General features: G+C 39.6%; 22 protein-coding genes. 21 read left to right on the top strand and 1 reads right to left on the bottom strand.

The window, feature by feature from the left end:
* Nucleotides 1–181: 181 nt before the first annotated feature.
* The 21 genes from HED67_RS13575 to HED67_RS13475 all read left to right on the top strand — a co-directional run bounded on the left by HED67_RS13575 (nucleotide 182) and on the right by HED67_RS13475 (nucleotide 20,700).
* Entirely contained in the window at nucleotides 182–1,192 is a 1,011-nt protein-coding gene (locus tag HED67_RS13575) for an acyltransferase family protein (RefSeq protein WP_221718630.1), read from the top strand.
* 11 nt (nucleotides 1,193–1,203) lie between these two features.
* Nucleotides 1,204–2,253: an NAD-dependent epimerase/dehydratase family protein gene (locus HED67_RS13570; RefSeq protein WP_221718629.1), complete on the top strand. Its 1,050-nt coding sequence runs from the start codon at nucleotides 1,204–1,206 to the stop codon at nucleotides 2,251–2,253.
* A gap of 52 nt (nucleotides 2,254–2,305) precedes the next feature.
* On the top strand, nucleotides 2,306–3,556 hold the full coding sequence (locus HED67_RS13565; protein ID WP_276517325.1) for a nucleotide sugar dehydrogenase: 1,251 nt from the start codon (nucleotides 2,306–2,308) through the stop codon (nucleotides 3,554–3,556).
* A gap of 61 nt (nucleotides 3,557–3,617) precedes the next feature.
* Entirely contained in the window at nucleotides 3,618–4,805 is a 1,188-nt protein-coding gene (locus HED67_RS13560; protein ID WP_221718628.1) for a glycosyltransferase, read from the top strand.
* Nucleotide 4,806: 1 nt separating this feature from the next.
* Nucleotides 4,807–5,718 carry an ATP-grasp fold amidoligase family protein gene (locus HED67_RS13555; RefSeq protein WP_221718627.1) on the top strand — a complete coding sequence of 304 codons (912 nt, stop codon included), beginning with the start codon at nucleotides 4,807–4,809 and terminating at the stop codon, nucleotides 5,716–5,718.
* Between the two features lie 213 nt (nucleotides 5,719–5,931).
* Nucleotides 5,932–7,110 (top strand): radical SAM protein, encoded by a 1,179-nt coding sequence (locus HED67_RS13550; RefSeq protein WP_221718626.1) that lies wholly within the window; start codon nucleotides 5,932–5,934, stop codon nucleotides 7,108–7,110.
* 68 nt (nucleotides 7,111–7,178) lie between these two features.
* Complete coding sequence (locus tag HED67_RS13545; protein WP_221718625.1) at nucleotides 7,179–8,249, top strand: glycosyltransferase; 1,071 nt, start codon at nucleotides 7,179–7,181, stop codon at nucleotides 8,247–8,249.
* Nucleotides 8,249–9,478 carry an O-antigen ligase family protein gene (locus HED67_RS13540; protein ID WP_221718624.1) on the top strand — a complete coding sequence of 410 codons (1,230 nt, stop codon included), beginning with the start codon at nucleotides 8,249–8,251 and terminating at the stop codon, nucleotides 9,476–9,478. Before HED67_RS13545 ends, HED67_RS13540 begins: the two co-directional genes overlap by 1 nt.
* Nucleotides 9,479–10,351 carry an ATP-grasp fold amidoligase family protein gene (locus tag HED67_RS13535; RefSeq protein ID WP_246612241.1) on the top strand — a complete coding sequence of 291 codons (873 nt, stop codon included), beginning with the start codon at nucleotides 9,479–9,481 and terminating at the stop codon, nucleotides 10,349–10,351.
* A gap of 39 nt (nucleotides 10,352–10,390) precedes the next feature.
* Nucleotides 10,391–11,896 (top strand): lipopolysaccharide biosynthesis protein, encoded by a 1,506-nt coding sequence (locus HED67_RS13530; RefSeq protein WP_221718623.1) that lies wholly within the window; start codon nucleotides 10,391–10,393, stop codon nucleotides 11,894–11,896.
* Between the two features lie 5 nt (nucleotides 11,897–11,901).
* Nucleotides 11,902–12,942 (top strand): polysaccharide pyruvyl transferase family protein, encoded by a 1,041-nt coding sequence (locus HED67_RS13525; protein ID WP_186854980.1) that lies wholly within the window; start codon nucleotides 11,902–11,904, stop codon nucleotides 12,940–12,942.
* Nucleotides 12,943–12,946: 4 nt separating this feature from the next.
* On the top strand, nucleotides 12,947–13,897 hold the full coding sequence (locus HED67_RS13520) for a nitroreductase family protein (RefSeq protein ID WP_221718622.1): 951 nt from the start codon (nucleotides 12,947–12,949) through the stop codon (nucleotides 13,895–13,897).
* A 377-nt stretch (nucleotides 13,898–14,274) separates the two neighbouring features.
* Complete coding sequence (locus tag HED67_RS13515) at nucleotides 14,275–15,789, top strand: alanine/glycine:cation symporter family protein (protein WP_246612240.1); 1,515 nt, start codon at nucleotides 14,275–14,277, stop codon at nucleotides 15,787–15,789.
* 222 nt (nucleotides 15,790–16,011) lie between these two features.
* The gene (locus HED67_RS13510) at nucleotides 16,012–16,914 is read left to right on the top strand and encodes a sugar phosphate nucleotidyltransferase (protein WP_221718621.1); all 903 of its coding nucleotides are present in this window, start codon (nucleotides 16,012–16,014) and stop codon (nucleotides 16,912–16,914) included.
* 165 nt (nucleotides 16,915–17,079) lie between these two features.
* Nucleotides 17,080–17,532: a VanZ family protein gene (locus tag HED67_RS13505; protein WP_246612239.1), complete on the top strand. Its 453-nt coding sequence runs from the start codon at nucleotides 17,080–17,082 to the stop codon at nucleotides 17,530–17,532.
* A gap of 148 nt (nucleotides 17,533–17,680) precedes the next feature.
* Complete coding sequence (locus tag HED67_RS13500; RefSeq protein ID WP_221718620.1) at nucleotides 17,681–18,046, top strand: DUF1878 domain-containing protein; 366 nt, start codon at nucleotides 17,681–17,683, stop codon at nucleotides 18,044–18,046.
* Nucleotides 18,039–18,557: a hypothetical protein gene (locus HED67_RS13495; RefSeq protein ID WP_221718619.1), complete on the top strand. Its 519-nt coding sequence runs from the start codon at nucleotides 18,039–18,041 to the stop codon at nucleotides 18,555–18,557. The genes HED67_RS13500 and HED67_RS13495 overlap by 8 nt, the downstream gene beginning before the upstream one ends.
* Nucleotides 18,558–18,640: 83 nt before the next feature.
* Nucleotides 18,641–18,970 (top strand): hypothetical protein, encoded by a 330-nt coding sequence (locus tag HED67_RS13490; protein ID WP_221718618.1) that lies wholly within the window; start codon nucleotides 18,641–18,643, stop codon nucleotides 18,968–18,970.
* A gap of 139 nt (nucleotides 18,971–19,109) precedes the next feature.
* Nucleotides 19,110–19,493, top strand: coding sequence for an SMU1112c/YaeR family gloxylase I-like metalloprotein (gene gloA2 / locus HED67_RS13485; protein ID WP_221718617.1), 384 nt, complete (start codon nucleotides 19,110–19,112; stop codon nucleotides 19,491–19,493).
* 1 nt (nucleotide 19,494) lies between these two features.
* Nucleotides 19,495–20,265 carry a hypothetical protein gene (locus HED67_RS17125; RefSeq protein WP_246612238.1) on the top strand — a complete coding sequence of 257 codons (771 nt, stop codon included), beginning with the start codon at nucleotides 19,495–19,497 and terminating at the stop codon, nucleotides 20,263–20,265.
* Between the two features lie 111 nt (nucleotides 20,266–20,376).
* The gene (locus HED67_RS13475; protein ID WP_221718616.1) at nucleotides 20,377–20,700 is read left to right on the top strand and encodes a hypothetical protein; all 324 of its coding nucleotides are present in this window, start codon (nucleotides 20,377–20,379) and stop codon (nucleotides 20,698–20,700) included.
* Nucleotides 20,701–20,763: 63 nt separating this feature from the next.
* On the opposite strand, the gene HED67_RS13470 is transcribed toward HED67_RS13475, so the two are convergent.
* On the bottom strand, nucleotides 20,764–20,919 hold the full coding sequence (locus HED67_RS13470) for a DUF6219 family protein (RefSeq protein WP_221718615.1): 156 nt from the start codon (nucleotides 20,917–20,919) through the stop codon (nucleotides 20,764–20,766).
* Between the last annotated feature and the right edge of the window lie 209 nt (nucleotides 20,920–21,128).

Here is a 21,128-nt window from a genome sequence, read left to right as displayed (position 1 = left end):
GTAGAGCTGCGAGAGCGGTTTTTATCTCGCTACCTAGGTTCAGCAACAGCAGATGAATTTATCATAAGAACTTTCAGTATCACTACCTGCGTTTGTATGGAGCACTCTGGTTTATGAACAACACATTGGAAGTGCTTCATCTGAACAGAGGTAGTGAAATAGAACATAAAAGGGAAAATACATGAATAAACAGATTGCGGTAAAAACAAGAGAAAAGTGGGTCGATGATATAAAAGTCATTGCCTGTATATTGGTTGTGCTAGGTCATTTCTTCCAAAGCATGACGAAGGCAAGTATTATGCCTGAAAACGATTTGTACAAATGGTTTAACACAACGATTTACTACTTCCACGTGCCGTTATTCTTCATTTGTAGCGGATACCTTTATCAGAAGTACAGCCAGGTAAACAGTTTGGGAAGGTGGCGCAGAAATGTAGCAAAAAAAATGTTAGCACTCGGCGTACCATATGCGACTTTTACGACTGCAACATGGGTACTGAAAAAAGTGTTCTCAAGCAGTGTCAACGACCAAATCGGTGGTCTAGGAGATACATTGTTCCTTCACCCAACAGCACCGTACTGGTATCTGTATGCATTGTTCTTCATTTTTCTTGTTACGCCGACTTTTAACAGTGTAAAAGTAGCCGCAGCTGGATTAGTAGTTGCATTAACTGCAAAAGGCCTATTTTTGACTGGGGGGGGGTACGGCGTTTACGCAGTATCAACAGTTCTCTCAAACGAAATTTGGTTTGTGCTCGGTATGAGTATTTGTGCATTTAATGTGCAGTTGAAGGGCAGAAAAGTACAAGGAACGATATGCGGATTGTTGTTTATGATTTTGAGTGTGGTGGTGTATAAGGCAGGAATTAGTGGTGGCGTGATTCCTTTCGTAATGGGATTGTTGGCTTGTGTAGCCGTCATCCTGATGGTGGCGGGGGGTGAAAGAAGATTTGGCAGAGGCATGGATTTTTTTGCAAAATATACAATGCCGATTTTTCTAATGCATACATTGTTTGCGGCACCAATAAGATCAGTCTTACTGAAGTTGGGGATCGGAAGTTCTGTAATTCATGTGGTGTTGGGGCTAGGAATTAGCTTTATAGGTCCAATCATTGCAGCTTGGATTATGAAGAAAACGAAGCGGTTAGAGTTCTTCCTGTATCCGAATAAATTTGTGAAAATAAGAAATTGAGGAGTAAAAATATGAGCACAGTAAATTTAGATAAAAAAACAATTTTAGTCACAGGCGCGGCGGGTTTTATAGGCTCCAACCTTGTGAAGAGAATCTACCAGGAGGCTCCTTCTGCTACGGTTATTGGCATCGACAATATGAATGCCTACTATGATGTGGCACTGAAAGAATTCCGCTTGAATGAGCTGGCCAAGTATCCTACATTCACTTTTGTAAAAGGCAACATCGCTGATAAGGCACTGATCACCGAGCTGTTTGAGAAGTACAAGCCGTCTGTGGTCGTCAACCTTGCAGCACAGGCTGGTGTGCGCTACTCCATCACCAACCCGGATGCTTATGTGGAATCTAACTTGGTCGGCTTCTTTAATATCCTCGAAGCCTGCCGTCATTGTGAGAGCCTGGAGCATTTGGTTTATGCTTCTTCCTCCTCCGTCTACGGCTCTAATAAAAAGGTTCCGTACAGCACAGATGATAAGGTGGATAATCCTGTTTCCCTTTATGCAGCAACCAAGAAATCTAATGAGTTGATGGCACACGCATACTCCAAGCTCTACAACATTCCTTCCACTGGCCTGAGATTCTTTACGGTATATGGCCCTGCAGGTCGCCCGGACATGGCTTACTTCGGATTCACCAACAAGCTGGTGAAGGGCGAAACCATCAAAATCTTCAACTATGGCAACTGCAAGCGTGATTTTACTTATGTGGATGACATCGTTGAGGGCGTTGTTCGTGTGATGAAGAAAGCACCAGACAAGAAGAATGGTGAAGATGGTCTTCCGATTCCGCCGTATGCAGTTTACAACATCGGCAATCAGAATCCGGAGAACCTGCTGGACTTTGTGCAGATTCTGAGCGAGGAGCTTGTTCGTGCAAAGGTGCTGCCGGAAGATTACGATTTCGAGGCTCATAAAGAGCTGGTCCCGATGCAGCCGGGTGATGTGCCTGTGACCTATGCAGATACGAGTGCACTGGAGCGCGACTTCGGGTACAAGCCGAGCACAAGTCTGCGGACTGGATTAAGAAAGTTCGCTGAGTGGTACGCTGAGTTTTATAAATAAGGAAAGTTTTATATTGGCACTTTGCTGATTACAAATAAAGGAGATAAATATCATGAGAGAATTTAAGGATTTGAAGATTGCTGTGGCTGGTACGGGTTATGTAGGCCTTTCCATTGCGACGCTGCTGTCTCAGCATCATAAAGTGACTGCTGTGGACATTGTTCCTGAGAAAGTGGAACTGATTAACAACAAGAAATCTCCTATTCAGGATGAATATATCGAAAAGTATCTGGCGGAAAAAGAGTTGGATCTGACAGCAACTCTGGATGTTAAGGAAGCGTATAGTGACGCTGATTTTGTAGTGATCGCTGCTCCTACAAATTACGATAGCAAGAAGAATTTCTTTGACACCAGTGCGGTAGAAGCCGTCATCAAGCTGGTCATTGAGTACAATCCGGAAGCCATTATGGTTATCAAGAGTACGATTCCTGTTGGTTACACTGCAAGTGTTCGTGAGAAATTCCACTGCGACAACATCATTTTCAGCCCGGAGTTTCTGCGTGAGAGCAAGGCTCTGTACGATAATCTTTATCCTTCCCGTATCATTGTAGGTACTGATGTGGATAATGCTCGTCTGGTGAAGGCAGCACACACTTTTGCAGAACTCCTGCATGAAGGTGCAATTAAGGAGAACATTGACACTCTGTTCATGGGCTTTACCGAGGCAGAGGCTGTTAAACTGTTCGCCAACACCTATCTGGCATTGCGTGTCAGCTACTTCAACGAATTGGATACTTATGCCGAGATGAAGGGGTTGAACACTCAGCAGATCATCAACGGTGTTTGCCTGGATCCGCGTATCGGCACTCATTACAATAACCCGTCCTTTGGCTACGGTGGATACTGCCTGCCGAAAGACACCAAGCAGCTGCTGGCGAACTACGCTGATGTACCGGAAAACCTGATTGAGGCTATTGTTGAGAGCAATAGAACTCGTAAAGACTTCATCGCCGACCGTGTTCTGGAGATTGCTGGTGCTTATGAAGCGAATGACAGTTGGGATGAGAGCAAAGAAAAAGAAACCGTGATTGGTGTATATCGCTTAACTATGAAGAGTAACAGTGACAACTTCCGCCAGAGTTCTATCCAAGGTGTCATGAAGCGTATCAAGGCCAAGGGTGCAACTGTGATCATCTATGAGCCGACGCTGAAAGATGGCGAGAAGTTCTTCGGATCAGTGGTGGTTAATGATTTGGACGAGTTTAAGAAAAAGAGTCAGGCAATCATTGCAAACCGCTACGATAAGAGCTTGGACGATGTGAAGGATAAGGTTTATACAAGAGATATCTTCCAGAGGGATTAAGGATATGAAAATTTTACTGGTTAATTATAGATATTTTATTTCGGGTGGACCGGAAAAATATATGTTCAACATTAAAAAGATGTTGGAGGATAATGGTCATGAAGTGATTCCGTTCTCCATCCATTCTAACAAAAATGTTGAAACAGAGTATTCCAAATATTTTGTAGAGCCGATTGGAAGCCGTGACGCAACTTATTTTGAAGAATGTAAAAAGACCCCAAAGGTCATCTGGCAAATGCTGACTCGCAGTATCTATTCCACTGAGGTTGAGAAAGCTATTAAGAAAGAAATCAAAGATGTAAAGCCGGATTTGGTATATATCATCCACTTTGTAAACAAGCTTTCACCGAGCGTGATTTGCGGTGCAAAGAAGATGGGTGTTCCGGTAGTGCTACGACTGTCAGACTACTTTTTACTGTGTCCGAGATTTGATTTCATGTACAACAAGAAACCATGCGAAGAGTGCCTTACGAAGGGGTATAGGACCTGCATAAAGAAAAGATGTGTAAAGGGGTCGCTGTTTGCATCGGTCGTTCGAGTTTTTTCTATGAAAGTACATAAGGCGATGAATGTATATAAAGGTGTGGATGCATTTATTACACCGTCTGAGTTTTTAAAGAAGAAACTGATTGAGAATGGTTTTGATGAAAATAAAATCACCTGTATTCCGACATTTACGGCAAGTAAATCAGAAGTCGGCAAGCCACAGGTTGGAACATATGGTTTGTATTTTGGACGTGTGACAGAGGAAAAAGGTGTTGATACTGTTGTCAAAGCATATGAGATGATGCCAAATCGCCATGTAAAAATAATGGGCGATGATACAACAGACGAGGCGAAAAGATTAAAGGCATATATCAAAGAAAAGAACATTAAGAATGTTGAGTTCTTGGGCTTCAAAGCCGGAGAGGAATTGGAAGAGATCATCAAGGGCGCACGATTCACACTGATTCCGTCTATTTGGTATGATAACCTTCCAAATACTGCATTGGAGTCTTTTCAGTATTCAAAACCGGTTATTGCGAGCAATATCGGAAGCTTACCAGAACTTGTTTTGGATGGCGTTAATGGTTATCTGTTTAAGCCTGCCGATGCTCGGGAACTGTGCGAAAAGGTTGCCTTGCTGGACGACAATGCTGTGGTAGAGAAAATGGGAGCTGCAAGCCGGGCTAGATTAGAAGATCGGTTTGCACCGCAGACTCATTATAATACCTTGATGCGTATTTTTGATTCTGTAAGGAGAAAATGAAATGGATAGTGTTTTAAAAAAAGTAGTTAACCATCCTGAAAAAATAGTTTACGGCCTTGAACGAAAAGGATTGTTGGACTGGCTTTCAGAAAAAGAATATATAAAAATCACATACAGATTGGCGTTTGGACGTAAATTGAACCTGGATGATCCAAAGGCACTTACAGAAAAAATTAATTGGTATAAATTATATTATAGAGATCCACTTATGCGTAAATGTGTGGATAAATATGAAGTTCGTCAATATGTAAGAGAATCTATAGGCGATGCGTATTTAAACGAATGTTTTGGAGTATGGAACAGTATAGAAGAAATCGACTATAATGCTTTGCCTAATCAGTTTGTGTTGAAACCTACAAATGGAAGTGGAGATATTGTTATTTGTAAAAACAAGTCACATTTTAATTGGGAGGAAGCTAAAAGAACACTGACAAAATATAGTAAGCGTAGTTTTGCAACAAAGACAAAAGAATGGGCTTATTATGATGTGCCTTTCAGAATTATTGGAGAGAGATTAATAAAAAGTTCAGATGAAAATCAGATAAAAGACTATAAATTTTTCTGTTTTAATGGTGAACCGGAATTCTTATTTGTAGCAAGTGAAAGAGGAACAGAGCATCTTAAGTTCGATTTTTTCGATAAGAAATGGAATAGGCTCCCCATTACTAATGCACATGAACATAATATGACTCTAAACAAACCCCAATACTTCAATGAAATGCTTGAAATAGCAAGAAAACTTTCAAAACCATTTCCGCATGTAAGAGTAGATCTTTATGAAGAGGAGAATAAAGTATTTTTTGGAGAACTAACATTTTATCATTTTGGTGGATTTACAAAATTTGAACCAGATGAGTGGGATTACAAATTAGGAGAGTATTTTGATTTGAAATCTATACAGAAAAAACACTAAAGATATCAGGTTCGAACTTTACTTGTTTTGCGTGTTAATTTTACTGTGCACTTGAAATAATGCTCTTTGCTCATCTGTTTGATAATGGTTTGATTCTATACATTTTTACGATAGTCTCAGTCATCTGTGATTCAATCGTGTTCTCAGTATGTGCAAAGTGGTTCTTAAATAAAATCGAAACATTCTTAAAAGAGAGAGTTAGGAGAGTTAATCATGTCTGAAGAAAAGAAGTTAAATGGTACGGTCATCGTCACTTATCGTTGCAATGCGCGTTGCTCTATGTGCAATCGCTATAAAGCGCCTTCCAAGCCGGAAGAGGAAATCAGCATCGAAACCATTAAGAAGCTGCCGAAAATGTACTTCACAAACATCACTGGCGGCGAGCCGTTTATTCGCACCGACCTGAAGGATATCGTGCGTGAACTGTACAAGAAGTCCGACCGTATCGTTATTTCCACGAACGGTTTCTTTACCGATCGTATCGTAGACCTGTGCAAGGAGTTCCCGCAGATCGGTATTCGTATCTCTATCGAAGGTCTGGAGCAGACCAATAACGAGATCCGTGGTCTGCAGAATGGCTACCAGCGTGGTTACGGCACACTGAAGAAGCTGCGTGAAATGGGTATGAAGGACGTCGGCTTCGGCATGACTGTTCAGGACAAGAACGCTTCTGACCTGGTTCCTCTGTACAAGATTTCCAATGAGATGGGTATGGAGTTTGCTACCGCCTCTCTGCATAACAGCTTCTACTTTGTTGAGGCAAAGAACATTATCCATGATCGTCCGATGGTTGCTAAGAACTTTGAGAATCTGGTCAACGAACTGCTCCGCAGCAGCAGCCCGAAGAAGTGGTTCCGTGCTTACTTTAACCACGGTCTGATCAATTATATCTACGGTCAGAAGCGTCTGCTGCCTTGCGACATGAGTTTTGATACCTTCTTCATCGATCCGTATGGCGATGTTATGCCTTGCAATGGTACCAAGGATAAAGAGGTTATGGGCAACCTGAACAACCAGACTTGGGACGAGCTGTGGAATAGTCCGGAAGCAGAGAAGGTTCGTGCAAAGGTTCGTTGCTGCGACCGTGATTGCTGGATGATCGGTAGTGTTTCTCCGGCGATGCATAAGTACATTTGGAAGCCTGCTACCTGGGTTCTGGTACACAAGTTCAAGGCACTGTTTACCAAGCATCCGTACAGCATGTACGAACTGAAGATTTGCCGTGATTATCGTGATGGCAAAGTTACCAAAGAGGATCTGGATAAGTGTAGCACCTGCGACATGAACTGCGTGATCAATAACGGTTTGAGTGAAGCTTCTAAGGAGCAGCTGAAGCATAAGACTGGCGAGGAAATCGTGGACGCTGATATCGCACAGCAGATGGAAAAATGATAACTTTGTGTCTAGATAAATATGAAAATTGCGATATTTATAGAGGGAAAGCGTGTAAAAGGTATAATATGAAAAAAGTAGCGATTGTTGCTCAAGGGCTAGGCGATGGCGGCGCTGAAAGAGTTGCTTCAATATTAGCAAATGGATTGTCAAAATACTATACAGTATTATTTGTAGCGGCTTATTCATCGGATAAAGAATATGTCCTAAATGATCATGTTCAGTATACATATATTGATGTTTCTGCTAAGAATGGGATTGAACGTTTGGAAAAACGAAATAAGAGAATTAAGAAGGTTATAAAAGAATTTGGGGCAGATGTAATTATCTCATTTGTGATTAACGAACTGTTATACTGTAATTTAAGTAACGTAGCACCAATTATTTATTCCTTGAGAATAGACCCTGCAAAAGTTTTAAAACAACGTATAAAAGGAAAAATGTGTTTGTTTTTGTATAGACGTGCGAATGCAATAGTTTTTCAGACGAGGGATGCAAAAAATAGTTTTGAAGAGAAAATTCAAAAAAAGGGGGTTGTTATAGGCAACCCATTAACGAGTGATTTGCCATACTGGAATGGTACTAATTGTAAAAGAGAAATAATTACTGCCTGTAGGTTGACAGAACAAAAAAATATCCCATTGATGCTAGAGGCATTTTCTGAATTCCATAAAACGCATCCGGAATTCAAATTAAAAATATATGGTAAGGGTCCCGAACTTAATAGACTTCTAGGTATGGTAAAATCGTTACAGCTAATGGAGTTCGTTGACTTTCCGGGGCATAGTACTGATATTCATGAAATTATGTCTAACGCAATGATTTTTACTCTGACAAGCGATTATGAGGGACTTTCAAATTCAATGCTTGAAGCATTAGCTATAGGAATACCAACTGTATGTACTGATTGTCCTCCGGGAGGAGCAGCAGAATACATTACAAATGCAGAGAATGGTTTTTTGGTTCCTATTGGAGGTAAAAAGGAGATAGTGGAAGCTTGGACTAGATTAGCTAAAGATGAAGATTTGAGATGTGCGTTTTCCAAAAAATCTATGACGATTAGAGATGAGCTGGAAATGAATAGAATAATTGAGAAATGGCATTTGCTAATCGAAAATAGCTTTGGAGGAAAAAAATAATGAGGCTATATGTAGATGGCGATAAGATTATAACACCAAATACAGTGTTTACCCTATATTTTACTCTAATGTTTTGCCTGTATACAAACACATATGTTCAGTTGATTGCCCAAGTAATGTTAATAGCATATGTCTTGATGCCTCTGTTGAAACGTGGCTATGTAAGAAAAAGTGAAATTAGTAATCTTCCTTTTTATATAGGGTGGTACGGAGCTTTTACCGTATTAATGTTTTTGTCAAGAGGTTGGGCATATAGCGTATATAGTGGTTCGAAAACGCTGATTACAGTGTTTAGAATATGCATTATGGGATTTGTGATTTTTATATATGCAAATTCTAAAGAGCGAGTAATCTCGATAATGCAGAGCTTTATTATTGCTTGTAGTGTAATGGGCGTAATGGCACTTTTTACGACTATTCTTTCGGGTGGAACGATTGGAACAACTTCTTTTGGTGTTGCAATTGGGCAACACAGAAATCAGATAGGCGCTGTGGCGGCCCCACTATCCGTCTTATGTGCATATTTAAAAAAATACTGGAACATGAAATATGGAAATTTATTGTGTGTATATTTCTTGTTTTTAACTGTCTGCACAGGATCTCGCACATCCATTCTGCAGATTATAGTGATTTATGCAATTTGTATACTGCTAGAGAAAGATGCAAAAGTGGCGATAAAAAAGATTGCACTTGCAGTCCTTGGTATGATAGTAGTTGTAGTTTTGGTACAATCAATTCCGTATCTGTATGATATGATTTGGCTTAGAATTGAAAACGCAATTAATACAGTACTTGGTAAAGATTCATCTGATACTAGTGCAATGGGAAGAGATTTCTATAAAGCAATAGCTTTTATCATGTTCAAACAAAAACCATGGATTGGATATGGTGTGGATGGATTTGTTTGCTTTTTACGAGACCATCCTACAATTATGGGTGTGTATATGAAGCCGGTTTATTCTCATTGCAATTATTCAGAGTTGGCTGCAGATTTTGGAATTGTCGGACTGCTGTTATGGTATATCCCAATAGTGAGAATTTTCTACTGGGGATGGCAGACTAAATCAAGTGGTTATATTGAGGGGTGCATTTATGCGATTTTTGTATCCATTGTCATTTCGGACTATAGTAGATTTCCATGGGATACACATCTTTCAATGTATTTATTATTCATAATTGTTTTACTCATAAGATTTGATTTTTTGGATAAGAAGAGAGGTAATACTTAAATGGATGTTTTTAGAAAAGCAATATCTTTTATTAATCATAGAGGTGGTTTTGATTTTTTAAGTGATGAGTTGTATCTGAAGCTAATATATTGGCAGAAGATGGGGAAGAAATTAAATTTAAAAAATCCAAAACGCTTTAACGAGAAGTTACAATGGTTGAAACTGCATGATAGAAAGCCAGAATATTCTGTAATGGTTGATAAGTATGAAGTAAAGAACTTTGTGACGAGTAAAATTGGGTCTGCGTATGTTATTCCAACATTAGGGGTGTGGGACAAATTTGAAGATATTGACTTTGGAGAGCTTCCGGATAAGTTCGTTTTGAAGTGCACACATGACAGCGGTGGACTTGTTATATGTAAAGACAAAAATAAATTAGATATGAAAGCCGCAAAAACCAAGATTAACAAATCGTTGCAAAATAATTACTATCTTCAAGGACGTGAATGGCCGTATAAAAATGTGAAACCGCGTATTTTGGCAGAAAAGTATATGGTTGATGAATCAGGATTTGAATTAAAAGATTATAAAGTAATGTGCTTTGAAGGCGAACCAAAATTGATCCAAGTTCACAGTGGGCGTTTCGCAAGTCATACGCAGGATTTTTATACTACAGAATGGGAGCACCTTGCAATAACACAAGGAGTACCTTTGTCAGATATACAGGTCGAAAGACCGGCTTGTTTACAAGAGATGTTGGAGATGTCTAGAATTTTAGCAGCAGGATTACATCAAGTCCGAGTAGATTGGTATTATGTTGAAGGGCAGCTTTATTTTGGTGAGATTACTTTTTTTGATGCGTCTGGATTTGATGATTTTGAACCAGATGAGTGGAATGAATTGGTGGGAAGTTGGATAAAAATCTCTGTTTAAAGAGCGTCAAGTGTAATTGAAAAAAGTGAGGTATCCAATGTGAGAAGTAAAAAAGCACTAATTAATTCAATATCATCATTGCTAAGTCAATTAGTTACAATTATATGTGGCTTTGTTTTGCCACGATTAATATTGAGTCAATTTGGCTCTAGTTATAATGGAATAACGTCATCTATTACCCAATTCTTGAACTGCGTGATTTTACTACGTGCTGGAGTTGGAGGTGTGACGAGAGCAGCATTGTATAAACCACTTGCTGACGGAGATAATAATCAAATTAGTGGAATTGTTAATGCAACTCAACAATTCATGAAAAAAGTATCCGCAATTTTCAGTATTCTATTGCTGGCGTTTGCTATAGTTTATCCTTTAATGGTTTTGGATGAGTTTGACTATTGGTTTTCTTTTTCACTTGTAATTATTTTAGGAATTAGTACAGTTGCTCAAAACTATTTTGGAATAACATATCAAATGTTAATTCAAGCAGATCAACGACAATACATATATTCAATCTTAACAATCGCGACAACAATACTAAATACTATTGTTGCGGCCATTTTGATTTTAAGCGGGGCTACAATTCACGTTGTTAAGCTGGGTAGTGCGATTGTTTTCATTATTAATCCAATCATTCTTAATCTTTATGTGAGAAAAAAATACAATATAAATAAAAATGTAGCTGTTAATAATACAGCAATTTCACAGAGATGGGATGCTTTTGCTCAGCAGGTTGCTGCATTTGTAAATAATAATACCGATGTCATAGTTCTGACGATGTTCGCAAACATTAGAGAAGTTTCTGTTTATACTGTTTATTATATGGTTGCAAATGGTTTAAGAAGAATAGAAGAGACATTGACAAACGGAATTGATGCTGCTTTCGGTAATATGATTGCAAAAAAAGAGGAAGATCTACTTAGAACAAATGTTAAATTAATGGAATTTATAGTGTTTTCGTCAGCAGGCTTTGTTTTTCTTTGCGGAGCACTTTTGATAGAACCTTTTGTAATGGTATATACAAAAGGAATAGACGACATATCGTATAGTAGAATTTGGTTCGGTGTATTGATGTGTTTAAATCAATATCTGTTTTGCGTGAGACTACCGTATCAAATGTTAGTTGAGGCTGCTGGCCATTTTAAGCAAACGAGAAATGGTGCAATTGTTGAGTGCGTTTTAAATATTGTTATTTCGGTTATTCTTGTTATAAAATGGGGGTTGATTGGTGTTACTATTGGAACATTTTGCGCGCTAGTTTATAGAACGACTCAATATGCAATATATTCATCAACCCATATTTTGCGGCGTAAAATATGGATTGCGGGTAAGAATGTTTTAATTAATATTATTGAAGCAGTTATAGTTATTTTTATAATTAAATGTATGCCCGTATGGAATGTAACTAGCTATTTGAGTTGGTTGATTTATGCGGTTGTAGTTGGGATGATTACAATGTTTGTTATTGGTGCGTCTTCATTTCTGTTTTATAGAAGTGAAATTTCTTTGTTGAGTCAAAAAGTTAAAAATGCTTTAAAAAGGAGATGAAATAATTGAATGTTTGTATAGTGACCGTATATAATAGCGAAAACTGCGGGAGTTTTTGGCAAGCCTATGCATTGGGAAAATATATTGAAATGATGGGTCATAATGTGACTTATTTAAAGCGAAGCTGTATCGGAACATCACATGATATAAGGAAAACAATAGAATTTAGCGTTAAAGCAATAGTTAAAGGGAGAATTGGTCGAGTCAGGAGATATATAAGAACTTACAGATCATTTGAAAAGGCAATTCAAAACTTTCCAGTACGAGAAGATATTGAATCGGATGTGGACTATGTCATTTACGGAAGTGATACTATATGGGAATTAAGCGATTCTTATTTCTATCGAAAGAGAAATATTTACTGGGGAAACACGGCACCTAAAGGTGTGAAAAAAATTTCATATGCTCCATCGATTGCAAATACAATGGAAAATGTATTTGAAGAAGAAAAAGAATTTTTAAATTGTTTGGATACATTTAGCGGAATCAGTGTTAGAGATGATTATTCATATGAAACACTGAAGAAATATACAAAAAATGAAATTGATGTAGTTTGTGATCCAACTCTTCTAATGGATAAATTTTTTTATGAGAATTTTATTACGCAAAAGGTGCATCAACAGTTTCTTTTAGTGTATTGGTTTGGAATAATTCCCAATTCAGTTATGCGACAAATACAAGAAATCGCAAGGAGTAAAAATTTAAAGATAGTCTCTTTTGGCGAAAGTTTACGTGGTGCCGATACAAAATTAGAGTTTGATCCTTTTCTGTTTGTTTCTTATTATTCAAAGGCGAATTATGTAATAACAAACACCTTTCATGGAACGATTTTTTCTATAATATTTCGTAAGCAATTTATTGTAGCTGCTACCGGGAAAAAGAAAATACTTGAATTGCTAAAAAAATTCAAACTGGAACAAAGAAATACAGATACCAATATGTATGAGAAGATTAACGAGGAAATTCGTTATTTTGAAGTTGAAAAAATCTTGGATGATTATAGAAATGAATCGAAAGAGTTTTTAAATAAAGCCTTAAAGGAGTAAAATGATGGACATATTTACTAAATTGAATATTTATAGAAATGCCATAAGGCATATTAATTTCTATTTCTCTGAGGAAAAGAAAGAAAATGCATTACCGGGAAAAATGATGGGAGAAATAATTAGAAATGTTCATTCTATCGAAAAAGGATTGTCGCTGGAAAAACCAAGAAAATTTTTTGGCTACAAGAAGATAATGGACATGTTTGAATTGCTTGATTCTTATGTTAAATGTGATTTTTACGAAGAAGAAGTGGTATATATGGCATTAGATGCTGTGAAGGAGTATCTGGAATTTCATAAGAGTGATAGCAGTGATAATCGTATTCTTGAAATCCAACGTAGATATGAAAACTTAAAGCAACAACATGACCATGATGATGGTATAAAATATGGTGGTACGCTTTTGGTAAAAAAAGATACTTCAAAACATATAACAATTGAGAAAGCTATTCATGATAGACATAGTATTAGAGACTTTAAAGCCGGTGAAGTGTCATTAGAGGCACTAAAAAAAGCAATAGAATTGGCTTACAGATGTCCTACCGCTTGTAATCGACAAGGCGTTCGCACTTATGTGATATCGGGAGAAAAAAAGAACGCTCTTAACGATTGGGTGGCAGGTGTTGGTGGATTTGCTGAAAAGGTAGATAAATTTATAATTATTACCGGAAAAGTCAGTGAATACAGAGATGATGAACAGTTTCAATACGCAATAAGTGCGAGTATTTTTGCAGGTTATCTTTCTATTACATTACAAACGGAAGGAATAGGGGCTTGTATTATTCAGAGGCCGATTTTGCTGTGCAAAAAATGGAAGAAACTGCAAAAAGAATTTAATATTCCGAGTGATGAACAAATTGTTTTGATGCTTGGAATTGGAATTCTGAAGGATGAATACAGAGTGCCAGTTTCGCACCGACTGAGTGTAGATAAACTTGTTACAATGATTGAGTGATAAAACTTGGATTGGGCAAGTAAAGTAGAATAATTTCTTTTGAATGATTTTGCTAATGAAATAGCTTGGCAAAGATGTTAATAATGAGCCTGGGGAATATTGTGGTCAGGTGTCATTGAGGTCAACTGAAGGTGGACTTAAGTTTCGTTGCCAGAAGAAGGATATCGTAGAAGAACTTTGGAATTCAGAGACTTTTGAAAAAATCTGTATGAAGTCACACTTTAACAGATTCTTATTGAGACGTTTCTCAAAAGAGTTGGATTTTACTGAAAATCAGAATGGCACCTTTTGTTAGAAGTGTGTCAAGTCTCTTAACCTGAGATGAAGTAGTAAGAGAATTGTTAAAGCAATTTTAACTCATAAGAATTGATTTATGTATGGTAAAAAATATCTACTTTGGTGATTTCCTTTTACAGATTGTGCTGATTCTGATTCGTTTAAACCGTGATCGCCTGATTTCAAAATGGCAAAGCGGATTAAACCTGGTTGAGTACTGCAAAGTGATTAAAAAAGAAGTGGAGGAGCGCACTGTGGAAACAATTGTTAAAATAAATGAGGTTGTCAACGGCATCGTGTGGGGTGTTCCCATTATGCTTTTGATTCTAGGAACGGGTATCTATTATACAATCAGGTTTGGTTTTATTCAGTTTAGACACCCAGTATGGTTAGTTAAGCAGACTATTGTGAAAGCGTTTCAGAAAAAGGATGAAGGACCTACTGTCCCGGGAGAACTTACTAGTTTTCAAGCAGCAATGACGTCTGTTTCTGCAATCGTGGGTTCTGGTAATATTGCAGGCGCTGCAACAGCAATTGTTATGGGGGGACCTGGCGCGCTTATCTGGATGATTCTGGCTGCATTTGTTGGAATGGCCACTAAATTTGCTGAGATTGCATTGGGTGTTAAGTATCGTAAAGTTCATGAAGATGGAACGGTCAGTGGTGGTGCAATGTACTATTTGTCAGAGGGGCTGCATCAGAAATGGCTTGGAATGCTGTTTTCAATCTTAGTTATCCCATTTGCATTTGTGATTTCGGGCATTGTTGACACTAATACGATTGCCTTAACTTTAAATGAACGTTATAGTGTTCCAACACTAGCGACAGGGATTGTTTTGGCGGTCGTGGTAGGAATTATTGTTTTTGGGGGAATTGGCCGTATTGGACATGTTTGTGAGGTAGTGGCACCATTTATGGGTGGCGCATATATTCTTGCTGGATTACTGATTATTCTGGTTCATATTACTCAGGTTCCTGGTGCTATTACTGAAATATTTACTGCAGCATTTAATCCGAAGGCAGCAACGGGTGGTATTGTAGGCTCTGTTTTTGTTTGTATGCGCTATGGTATTGCAAGAGGAATATATTCTAATGAAGCAGGACTTGGTACGGCTGCAATGGTGCATTGTGGAGCAAAGGTAAATGATCCGATTGAGCAAGCAGTATGGGGGCCAGTTGAAGTATTTCTGGATACGGTTTTTATTTGTAGTGTGACAGGTATAGCAATTGTTCTTTCTGGTCTGTGGAAGAGCGGTCTTGATGGTGCAGTACTTACAATGCGGGCATTTGATCAGTTGCTTCCTGGCGGTATTGGTGGATTTATTTGCTTGGCATCAGTTGTTCTTTTTGGCTTTTCCTGTTTGGTTAGCTATTACACTTATGCTGAAAGAGCAGGTGAGTATATCTTCGGAAAAAAGGTAAAACCCGTGATTAAGATTTTTTGGGTTATTGTCATTTTAATTGGCTCTCAAAGTACACTGGGGTTCGCATGGGATTTGGCAGACACGTTTAATGGTTTAATGATTATTCCGAATCTTATTGGCATTATTTTCTTGAGTAATGAAGCAGTAAAAATGAAGAATGATTTTTTTAAGAAAAATGTTACCTTCCGATAAAATGTGCAACTAGGGAAAATTGCGCACAACCGAACAACTATGAAATGTAAATAGCTCGAACGAACATGTCCTAAAAGTTATCTAAAGAAAGTATAGTATGATTTTTCAGTGGGTATTTGAGTTTGAATCTAAGAATATAGCAGATCGGAACAAATAATCATAAGTGCGGTATGTGTTAAGGGGTGTCCAGGTAAAGTGAGAGAACGCAGTAAGGAGAGAGTTATGAAAACAACGTTACTTATCATGGCTGCTGGTATCGGTAGCCGCTTCGGAACAGGAATTAAGCAGTTGGAGCCAGTGGATGATGCTGGACATATCATCATGGACTACTCAATCCATGATGCGATTGAAGCTGGTTTCAACCATGTAATATTTATCATCCGTAAGGATATCGAGAAGGAGTTCAAAGAGGTTATTGGTGATCGCATTGCCTCCATTTGCTCTTCTCATAACGTAACAGTAGACTACGCTTTCCAGGATATCAACGACATCCCGGGAGCTCTGCCGGAAGGCCGTACAGAGCCGTGGGGAACCGGTCAGGCCGTGCTTGCAGCGAAAAATGTGATTGATACCCCGTTCATTGTGATCAATGCAGACGATTACTATGGCAAGGAAGGCTTCAAGGCTGTCCATGAGTATCTGGTGAATGGTGGGAAATCCTGTATGACGGGATTTGTGCTGAAGAACACGCTGTCTGATAACGGCGGTGTGACTCGCGGTATCTGCAAGATGGACGAGAATGGAAACCTGACTGAAGTTGTAGAAACTAAGAACATCGTAAAGACCGCAACTGGAGCAGAGGCAGACGGAAAAGCGATTGATGTTGATTCTCTGGTTTCTATGAATATGTGGGGATTGACCCCTGATTTTCTGGATGTGTTGGAAGAGGGCTTCAAAGAGTTCTTCGAGAAGGAGGTACCGGATAATCCTCTGAAAGCAGAGTATCTGATCCCAATCTTCATCGGTGAATTGTTAGAGCAGGGAAAGATGTCAGTGAAGGTTCTGAAAACCAACGATACATGGTATGGTATGACCTACCATGAAGATGTCGCAACTGTAAAGGATAGCTTCAAGAAGATGCTGGAGAATGGTGTGTACAAGGCTGACCTGCTCAGTGATCTGTAAACGATGATGAAGGAAACGATTGAATTACTCGGAAAGATCCTCACGAACATCCTGACTGCTCTGTATGAGCCGTTTGGATTCTCGCTCCTTCTTTCCTTCCTAGCCATGTTTTTCTACTTATATGCGTATGAGCCAATACACGCTGGTAAAGGTTGGAAGATTGCCATGATGACATGGTATAAGAAATTCAAGGAGAGTGTGTTCTTTCGGAAACTATTTTTCCTGGCCTTTGTGACTTCACTTATTCTGTTCCGAACCCTGTTAAACCGTCAGCTGTGGATGAATCCTTTATCCGATGTCATGGGTGGCTGGGGCATCTGGGAAACAGTGAACGGCGAACAGAAGCTGACAACCGAGTGCATCGAGAACGTAATCATGATGATGCCGTTCTCAGCAGTAGTGCTGTGGACATTCGGAGAGAAGATAGGAAACGGCTGGAAGAAAATACTGTGGCAAAGCGGGAAGATAGCGTTCATCTTCTCGATAAGCATTGAGATGTTGCAGTTGTTGCTTCGCTTGGGAACGTTCCAGCTATCAGATATCTTCTATAATACACTTGGTGGAATGATTGGCGGATTGATGTATTGTGCAGTGATGAAGGCAAGAAAACGTCTGTAAAACTGGATGAAATTGTGATATACTGGGAGCGGTAGCTCCCTACGCTGCTCGAAACATCGCACACCTCTCCGTGGTGAGCAGCAGGCAACGATCTTATGATCGGCTGAGATGTGATGAACTATATTAAGATAATGAAGGAGCAAGAGCCATGGATGCTAAAGAGTATAATAAGATTATGGAACGTCTGGATTTTATTGAGTTCCGTCAGCAATTGCTTTTTGATAACGATGATGTGAGCCGTAGTATTTTTGAGTATGGTTTAACCAGAGAACAGTACAAAAGAATCATGGATCTTATGCAAGATTACAGAGAACGCATTGAGCGAGGCGAAAAGTGTGGTCGTGGTGGGTTTGAACAGGCAATGTACGAAATTGTTCCAGACCACAGAGGCGATTATCACATGTGTGAGGAACTTGTAAAAGGATTCAGAGATGAGAATAGATGGGAAGAAGTTTTTGAAAATTTATATGGAGAAATGCCCAAGTATTCTTATTTGAAGTTAAAAGATGAGTAAAATTATGTGGAGCACTGTTGGAAACGTAGCAAGTATTGTCACGATTGTTGGATTTGCAATTACGATTTGGCAATTATTTGCATTAAAGAATTCAGTAAAGAAATCTGAACAAGCCATACGAGAAGTACTTGATGATAAAGAGTATGAAAAACTAAAACATATTTTAGAAGCCACTGAAAATCAGCTTAAAGAAGTTAGTAGTTTATTGATTACAGTAGATAAACAAGGAGTTAACCAAAAAGCGATAAGAGAACGCTGTGTTAATGTTTGTAGCGAACTTAACAAGTGCTATATTTCCTTGCCAAGTGGAGATAGCTATAGTAATATTAAGAATCAGTTTGTGGAAGCAAGAAACCATATGGAATCTTTTGTTGATGGTGAACTAAAAAGTAAATCAGAGATGAAGGAGGCACGCGCATTTCTTGAAAATGCAATGGAAGGAATAAAGAAAGCTGAGGAAGAATTTGCAGAGAAAAAAGTTCAAGCGGCTACTCATAGAAATTCATTTTAATTGCACAGACTTAAGACATACTGCCATTAATCCAAATACACTGCTATACTTAAACAACTATAAAAGGAAAGAGGTTATCACCTATGCCCAGAACGAAAGGCAGCAAAAACTGTCCCAAAACTACCCATACCGACTACGCATCCCAGATCGCAGAGAAGCAAGAATCTATCGTTTCCCTGACTGCTGAGATTGCATCCATCACTGCAAACATTGACACTATGAAAGCTGACCTGAAAGAGAAGAAGACTGCTCTGAAGAAGGCCGAAAAAGAAGTGGCATCCCTGGAAGTGAAGAAGGAAAAGGCCGATGCCAAGGCCGCTGAAGAAGCAAAGAAGGCTGAAGCCGAGAGTGTGGTTAAGAGATTATTAGCCAGTGGCATGAGTGCTGATGAGATTCTTGAAAAACTGAAATAAACAAGAACCCAAGAAAAAAGGAAATGCCGTGTGGACAAACTGAACTCCAGGAGTTCACACGGTATATTTTGAAAGTCGCTATATAGTTTGTAACGAAAATAAAATAAGGACATAAATAAAAAATGGAGAGTGACACAAAATGAACTTATCTAAAATACATCACATCGCAATCATTGTATCTGACTACGAAGCAGCTAAGGATTTCTATGTGAACAAGCTAGGCTTCTCTATCATCAGGGAAAACTACCGCCCAGAGCGTAAGGACTGGAAGCTGGATCTGCGTGTCAATGAATACACGGAGCTGGAGATTTTTGCTGAGGAAAATCCTCCGAAGCGTGTAAACCGTCCAGAGGCCTGTGGTCTACGCCATCTTGCGTTCTGCGTTGATAGCGTGGAGCAGACGGTGAATGAAATGGCGGAGGTAGGCATTGAATGCGAGCCAATCCGCGTGGATGATTACACCGGCAAGAAGATGACTTTCTTCCACGACCCGGATGGACTGCCGCTGGAGCTGCATGAGTAAAATGAAGAAAACCAGAAAGCCCGGTGGTGGCCGGAAGAAGCTGAAACCGGAGTACGATGCCGGGAAGAATCTGAAAGAGCAGATGGAAAGTGCTGTTGCACTTTATGATTCTGAGATGTCCTTGCAGGCCATCGGTGATGAGCTGGGATTAAACCCAATAAAAGTAAGAAAGCTGCTCATCACGGCTGGTGTGTATGAATCAGAAGTGGCGGAAAAAGTAAAAAACACTTTTGAAGAATACCGAGAAACACAGGACTACAAAACCTCCATACTCTCAACTGCAAATACCCTGAAACTCTCCAAAGCCTCCGTTATCTCGTACCTGCCTTATAAAAAAGGTGTGTACTTTCCAAGTACAGAGAAAGAAAAGATCAGTGTCGGAGCAGAGCGGCAGCGGAGATATAGAGCAATGAAGCGGTGGAGGGATGAGCCAACAGAAGAGAGCTTCTGGGGAGTGGTTCTGGCCTATGCTGGTGTGAAATTCAAAACCTACTCTGGCTTACCATTCTCTTACGAAATTAAAAAGGGCAGGAACGGCGAGTACACGAAGGAGCTGTGGATCGACAGACGTGAGAAGAGTAAAAGCCTGGCATGGAGTTCTGTGCTACTGGCACTGGGAAATATAAAAGGTGAAGTAGTAGAAAGACCCAAAGCTCTGGGTGATATCCGGGGCGTGACTTACATCTACGGAATGTTCTATCGGTTCGGACTGATCAATGTGCCGGACAAGGTAAAGGAGAAGATGGGTCGTCCGATAAACCGCAAAAATTAGGTTGCTATGTGCAAAAGTCTACGGTAAGATGTGCCGTAACTGGGGAAGTGAATCTCAGTTGGGAAGGATGGTAGCATTATAGAAAAATTGAAAGAAATGCTGGAGGAGTACATGAAGAAAACGGAGCCGGAGTATTATCCGCCGGTGGAGAACCTGCTGGATCTGATCTACGAGCATTACACGGAGAACAACCCGGCGGCACCGAAGACCACAGTGGCTGGCAGAGCAGCCAAGGAAAAAAAGAAAGAACTGGAGAGGTGGCTGAGAGGGCTGGATGGCATGAATCGATTGGTCGAGGACTACGGTGGTCAGATACCTCTCTGGGAAAAGATCATGGACCGGCAGGGGAGTGTGTGCTGTGTCTGGGAGAAGACAGCGTTCGAGGAAGGTCTGAAAGTCGGAATTCGGCTCATGATAGAAGCGTATAGTTTGTGACGGAAATAAAATGAACTCCTGGAGTTCAAAAAAAGCCCTCCCTTGTTGCGGCGAGGGTGTGTGTTATTCTTCCGGGGTCGTGGTTTCTTTCTTTTTCTTCGGCGCGATCATCTTGTGACCGGAGTAGATTGCCATGCCCATGTAGCCTAATGCTCTGCAGGCAAAATACTTGTGTGCCTTCATCAGTTTCTTGCAGCCTGTGTAGAAGCAGCCTGCCATGCAAGCAAGTGGTCGGAGTGTAATTATAGGATTTCAGAAAACGCAGATATATCAACGGTTTGCTGGCAGTCGGCAAGAAGTATTTATTCTAAAAATTCAAAATGACGAGAACAACGCCGCCTATGTAGACAATGATCTGACCCCAAAAAGTTAGACAAATTTGAGAGCTAAGCTACAAGGGATTGAATCCTGTATTGTACAGGACTCAG

Origin of the sequence: Pseudocoprococcus catus, from assembly GCF_019734885.1 — a bacterium.
Classification (GTDB): Bacteria; Bacillota; Clostridia; order Lachnospirales; family Lachnospiraceae; genus Coprococcus_A; species Coprococcus_A catus.
Note: the sequence above shows the minus strand (reverse complement) of the source record. Positions and strands in the feature narration are given on the sequence as shown.

Excerpts from the sequence above, each read along its gene's own strand:
- HED67_RS13510 (WP_221718621.1), top strand. The coding sequence starts at position 16,012 with ATGAAAACAACGTTACTTATCATGGCTGCTGGTATCGGTAGCCGCTTC.
- HED67_RS13545 (WP_221718625.1), top strand. The coding sequence starts at position 7,179 with ATGAAAAAAGTAGCGATTGTTGCTCAAGGGCTAGGCGATGGCGGCGCT.
- HED67_RS13500 (WP_221718620.1), top strand. The coding sequence starts at position 17,681 with ATGGATGCTAAAGAGTATAATAAGATTATGGAACGTCTGGATTTTATT.
- HED67_RS13490 (WP_221718618.1), top strand. The coding sequence starts at position 18,641 with ATGCCCAGAACGAAAGGCAGCAAAAACTGTCCCAAAACTACCCATACC.
- HED67_RS13515 (WP_246612240.1), top strand. The coding sequence starts at position 14,275 with ATGGTAAAAAATATCTACTTTGGTGATTTCCTTTTACAGATTGTGCTG.
- HED67_RS13570 (WP_221718629.1), top strand. The coding sequence starts at position 1,204 with ATGAGCACAGTAAATTTAGATAAAAAAACAATTTTAGTCACAGGCGCG.
- HED67_RS13475 (WP_221718616.1), top strand. The coding sequence starts at position 20,377 with ATGAAGAAAACGGAGCCGGAGTATTATCCGCCGGTGGAGAACCTGCTG.
- HED67_RS13520 (WP_221718622.1), top strand. The coding sequence starts at position 12,947 with ATGGACATATTTACTAAATTGAATATTTATAGAAATGCCATAAGGCAT.
- HED67_RS13565 (WP_276517325.1), top strand. The coding sequence starts at position 2,306 with ATGAGAGAATTTAAGGATTTGAAGATTGCTGTGGCTGGTACGGGTTAT.
- HED67_RS13495 (WP_221718619.1), top strand. The coding sequence starts at position 18,039 with ATGAGTAAAATTATGTGGAGCACTGTTGGAAACGTAGCAAGTATTGTC.
- HED67_RS13555 (WP_221718627.1), top strand. The coding sequence starts at position 4,807 with ATGGATAGTGTTTTAAAAAAAGTAGTTAACCATCCTGAAAAAATAGTT.
- HED67_RS17125 (WP_246612238.1), top strand. The coding sequence starts at position 19,495 with ATGAAGAAAACCAGAAAGCCCGGTGGTGGCCGGAAGAAGCTGAAACCG.
- HED67_RS13560 (WP_221718628.1), top strand. The coding sequence starts at position 3,618 with ATGTTCAACATTAAAAAGATGTTGGAGGATAATGGTCATGAAGTGATT.
- HED67_RS13575 (WP_221718630.1), top strand. The coding sequence starts at position 182 with ATGAATAAACAGATTGCGGTAAAAACAAGAGAAAAGTGGGTCGATGAT.
- HED67_RS13535 (WP_246612241.1), top strand. The coding sequence starts at position 9,479 with ATGGATGTTTTTAGAAAAGCAATATCTTTTATTAATCATAGAGGTGGT.
- HED67_RS13505 (WP_246612239.1), top strand. The coding sequence starts at position 17,080 with ATGATGACATGGTATAAGAAATTCAAGGAGAGTGTGTTCTTTCGGAAA.
- HED67_RS13550 (WP_221718626.1), top strand. The coding sequence starts at position 5,932 with ATGTCTGAAGAAAAGAAGTTAAATGGTACGGTCATCGTCACTTATCGT.
- HED67_RS13540 (WP_221718624.1), top strand. The coding sequence starts at position 8,249 with ATGAGGCTATATGTAGATGGCGATAAGATTATAACACCAAATACAGTG.
- HED67_RS13470 (WP_221718615.1), bottom strand. The coding sequence starts at position 20,919 with ATGGCAGGCTGCTTCTACACAGGCTGCAAGAAACTGATGAAGGCACAC.
- gloA2 (WP_221718617.1), top strand. The coding sequence starts at position 19,110 with ATGAACTTATCTAAAATACATCACATCGCAATCATTGTATCTGACTAC.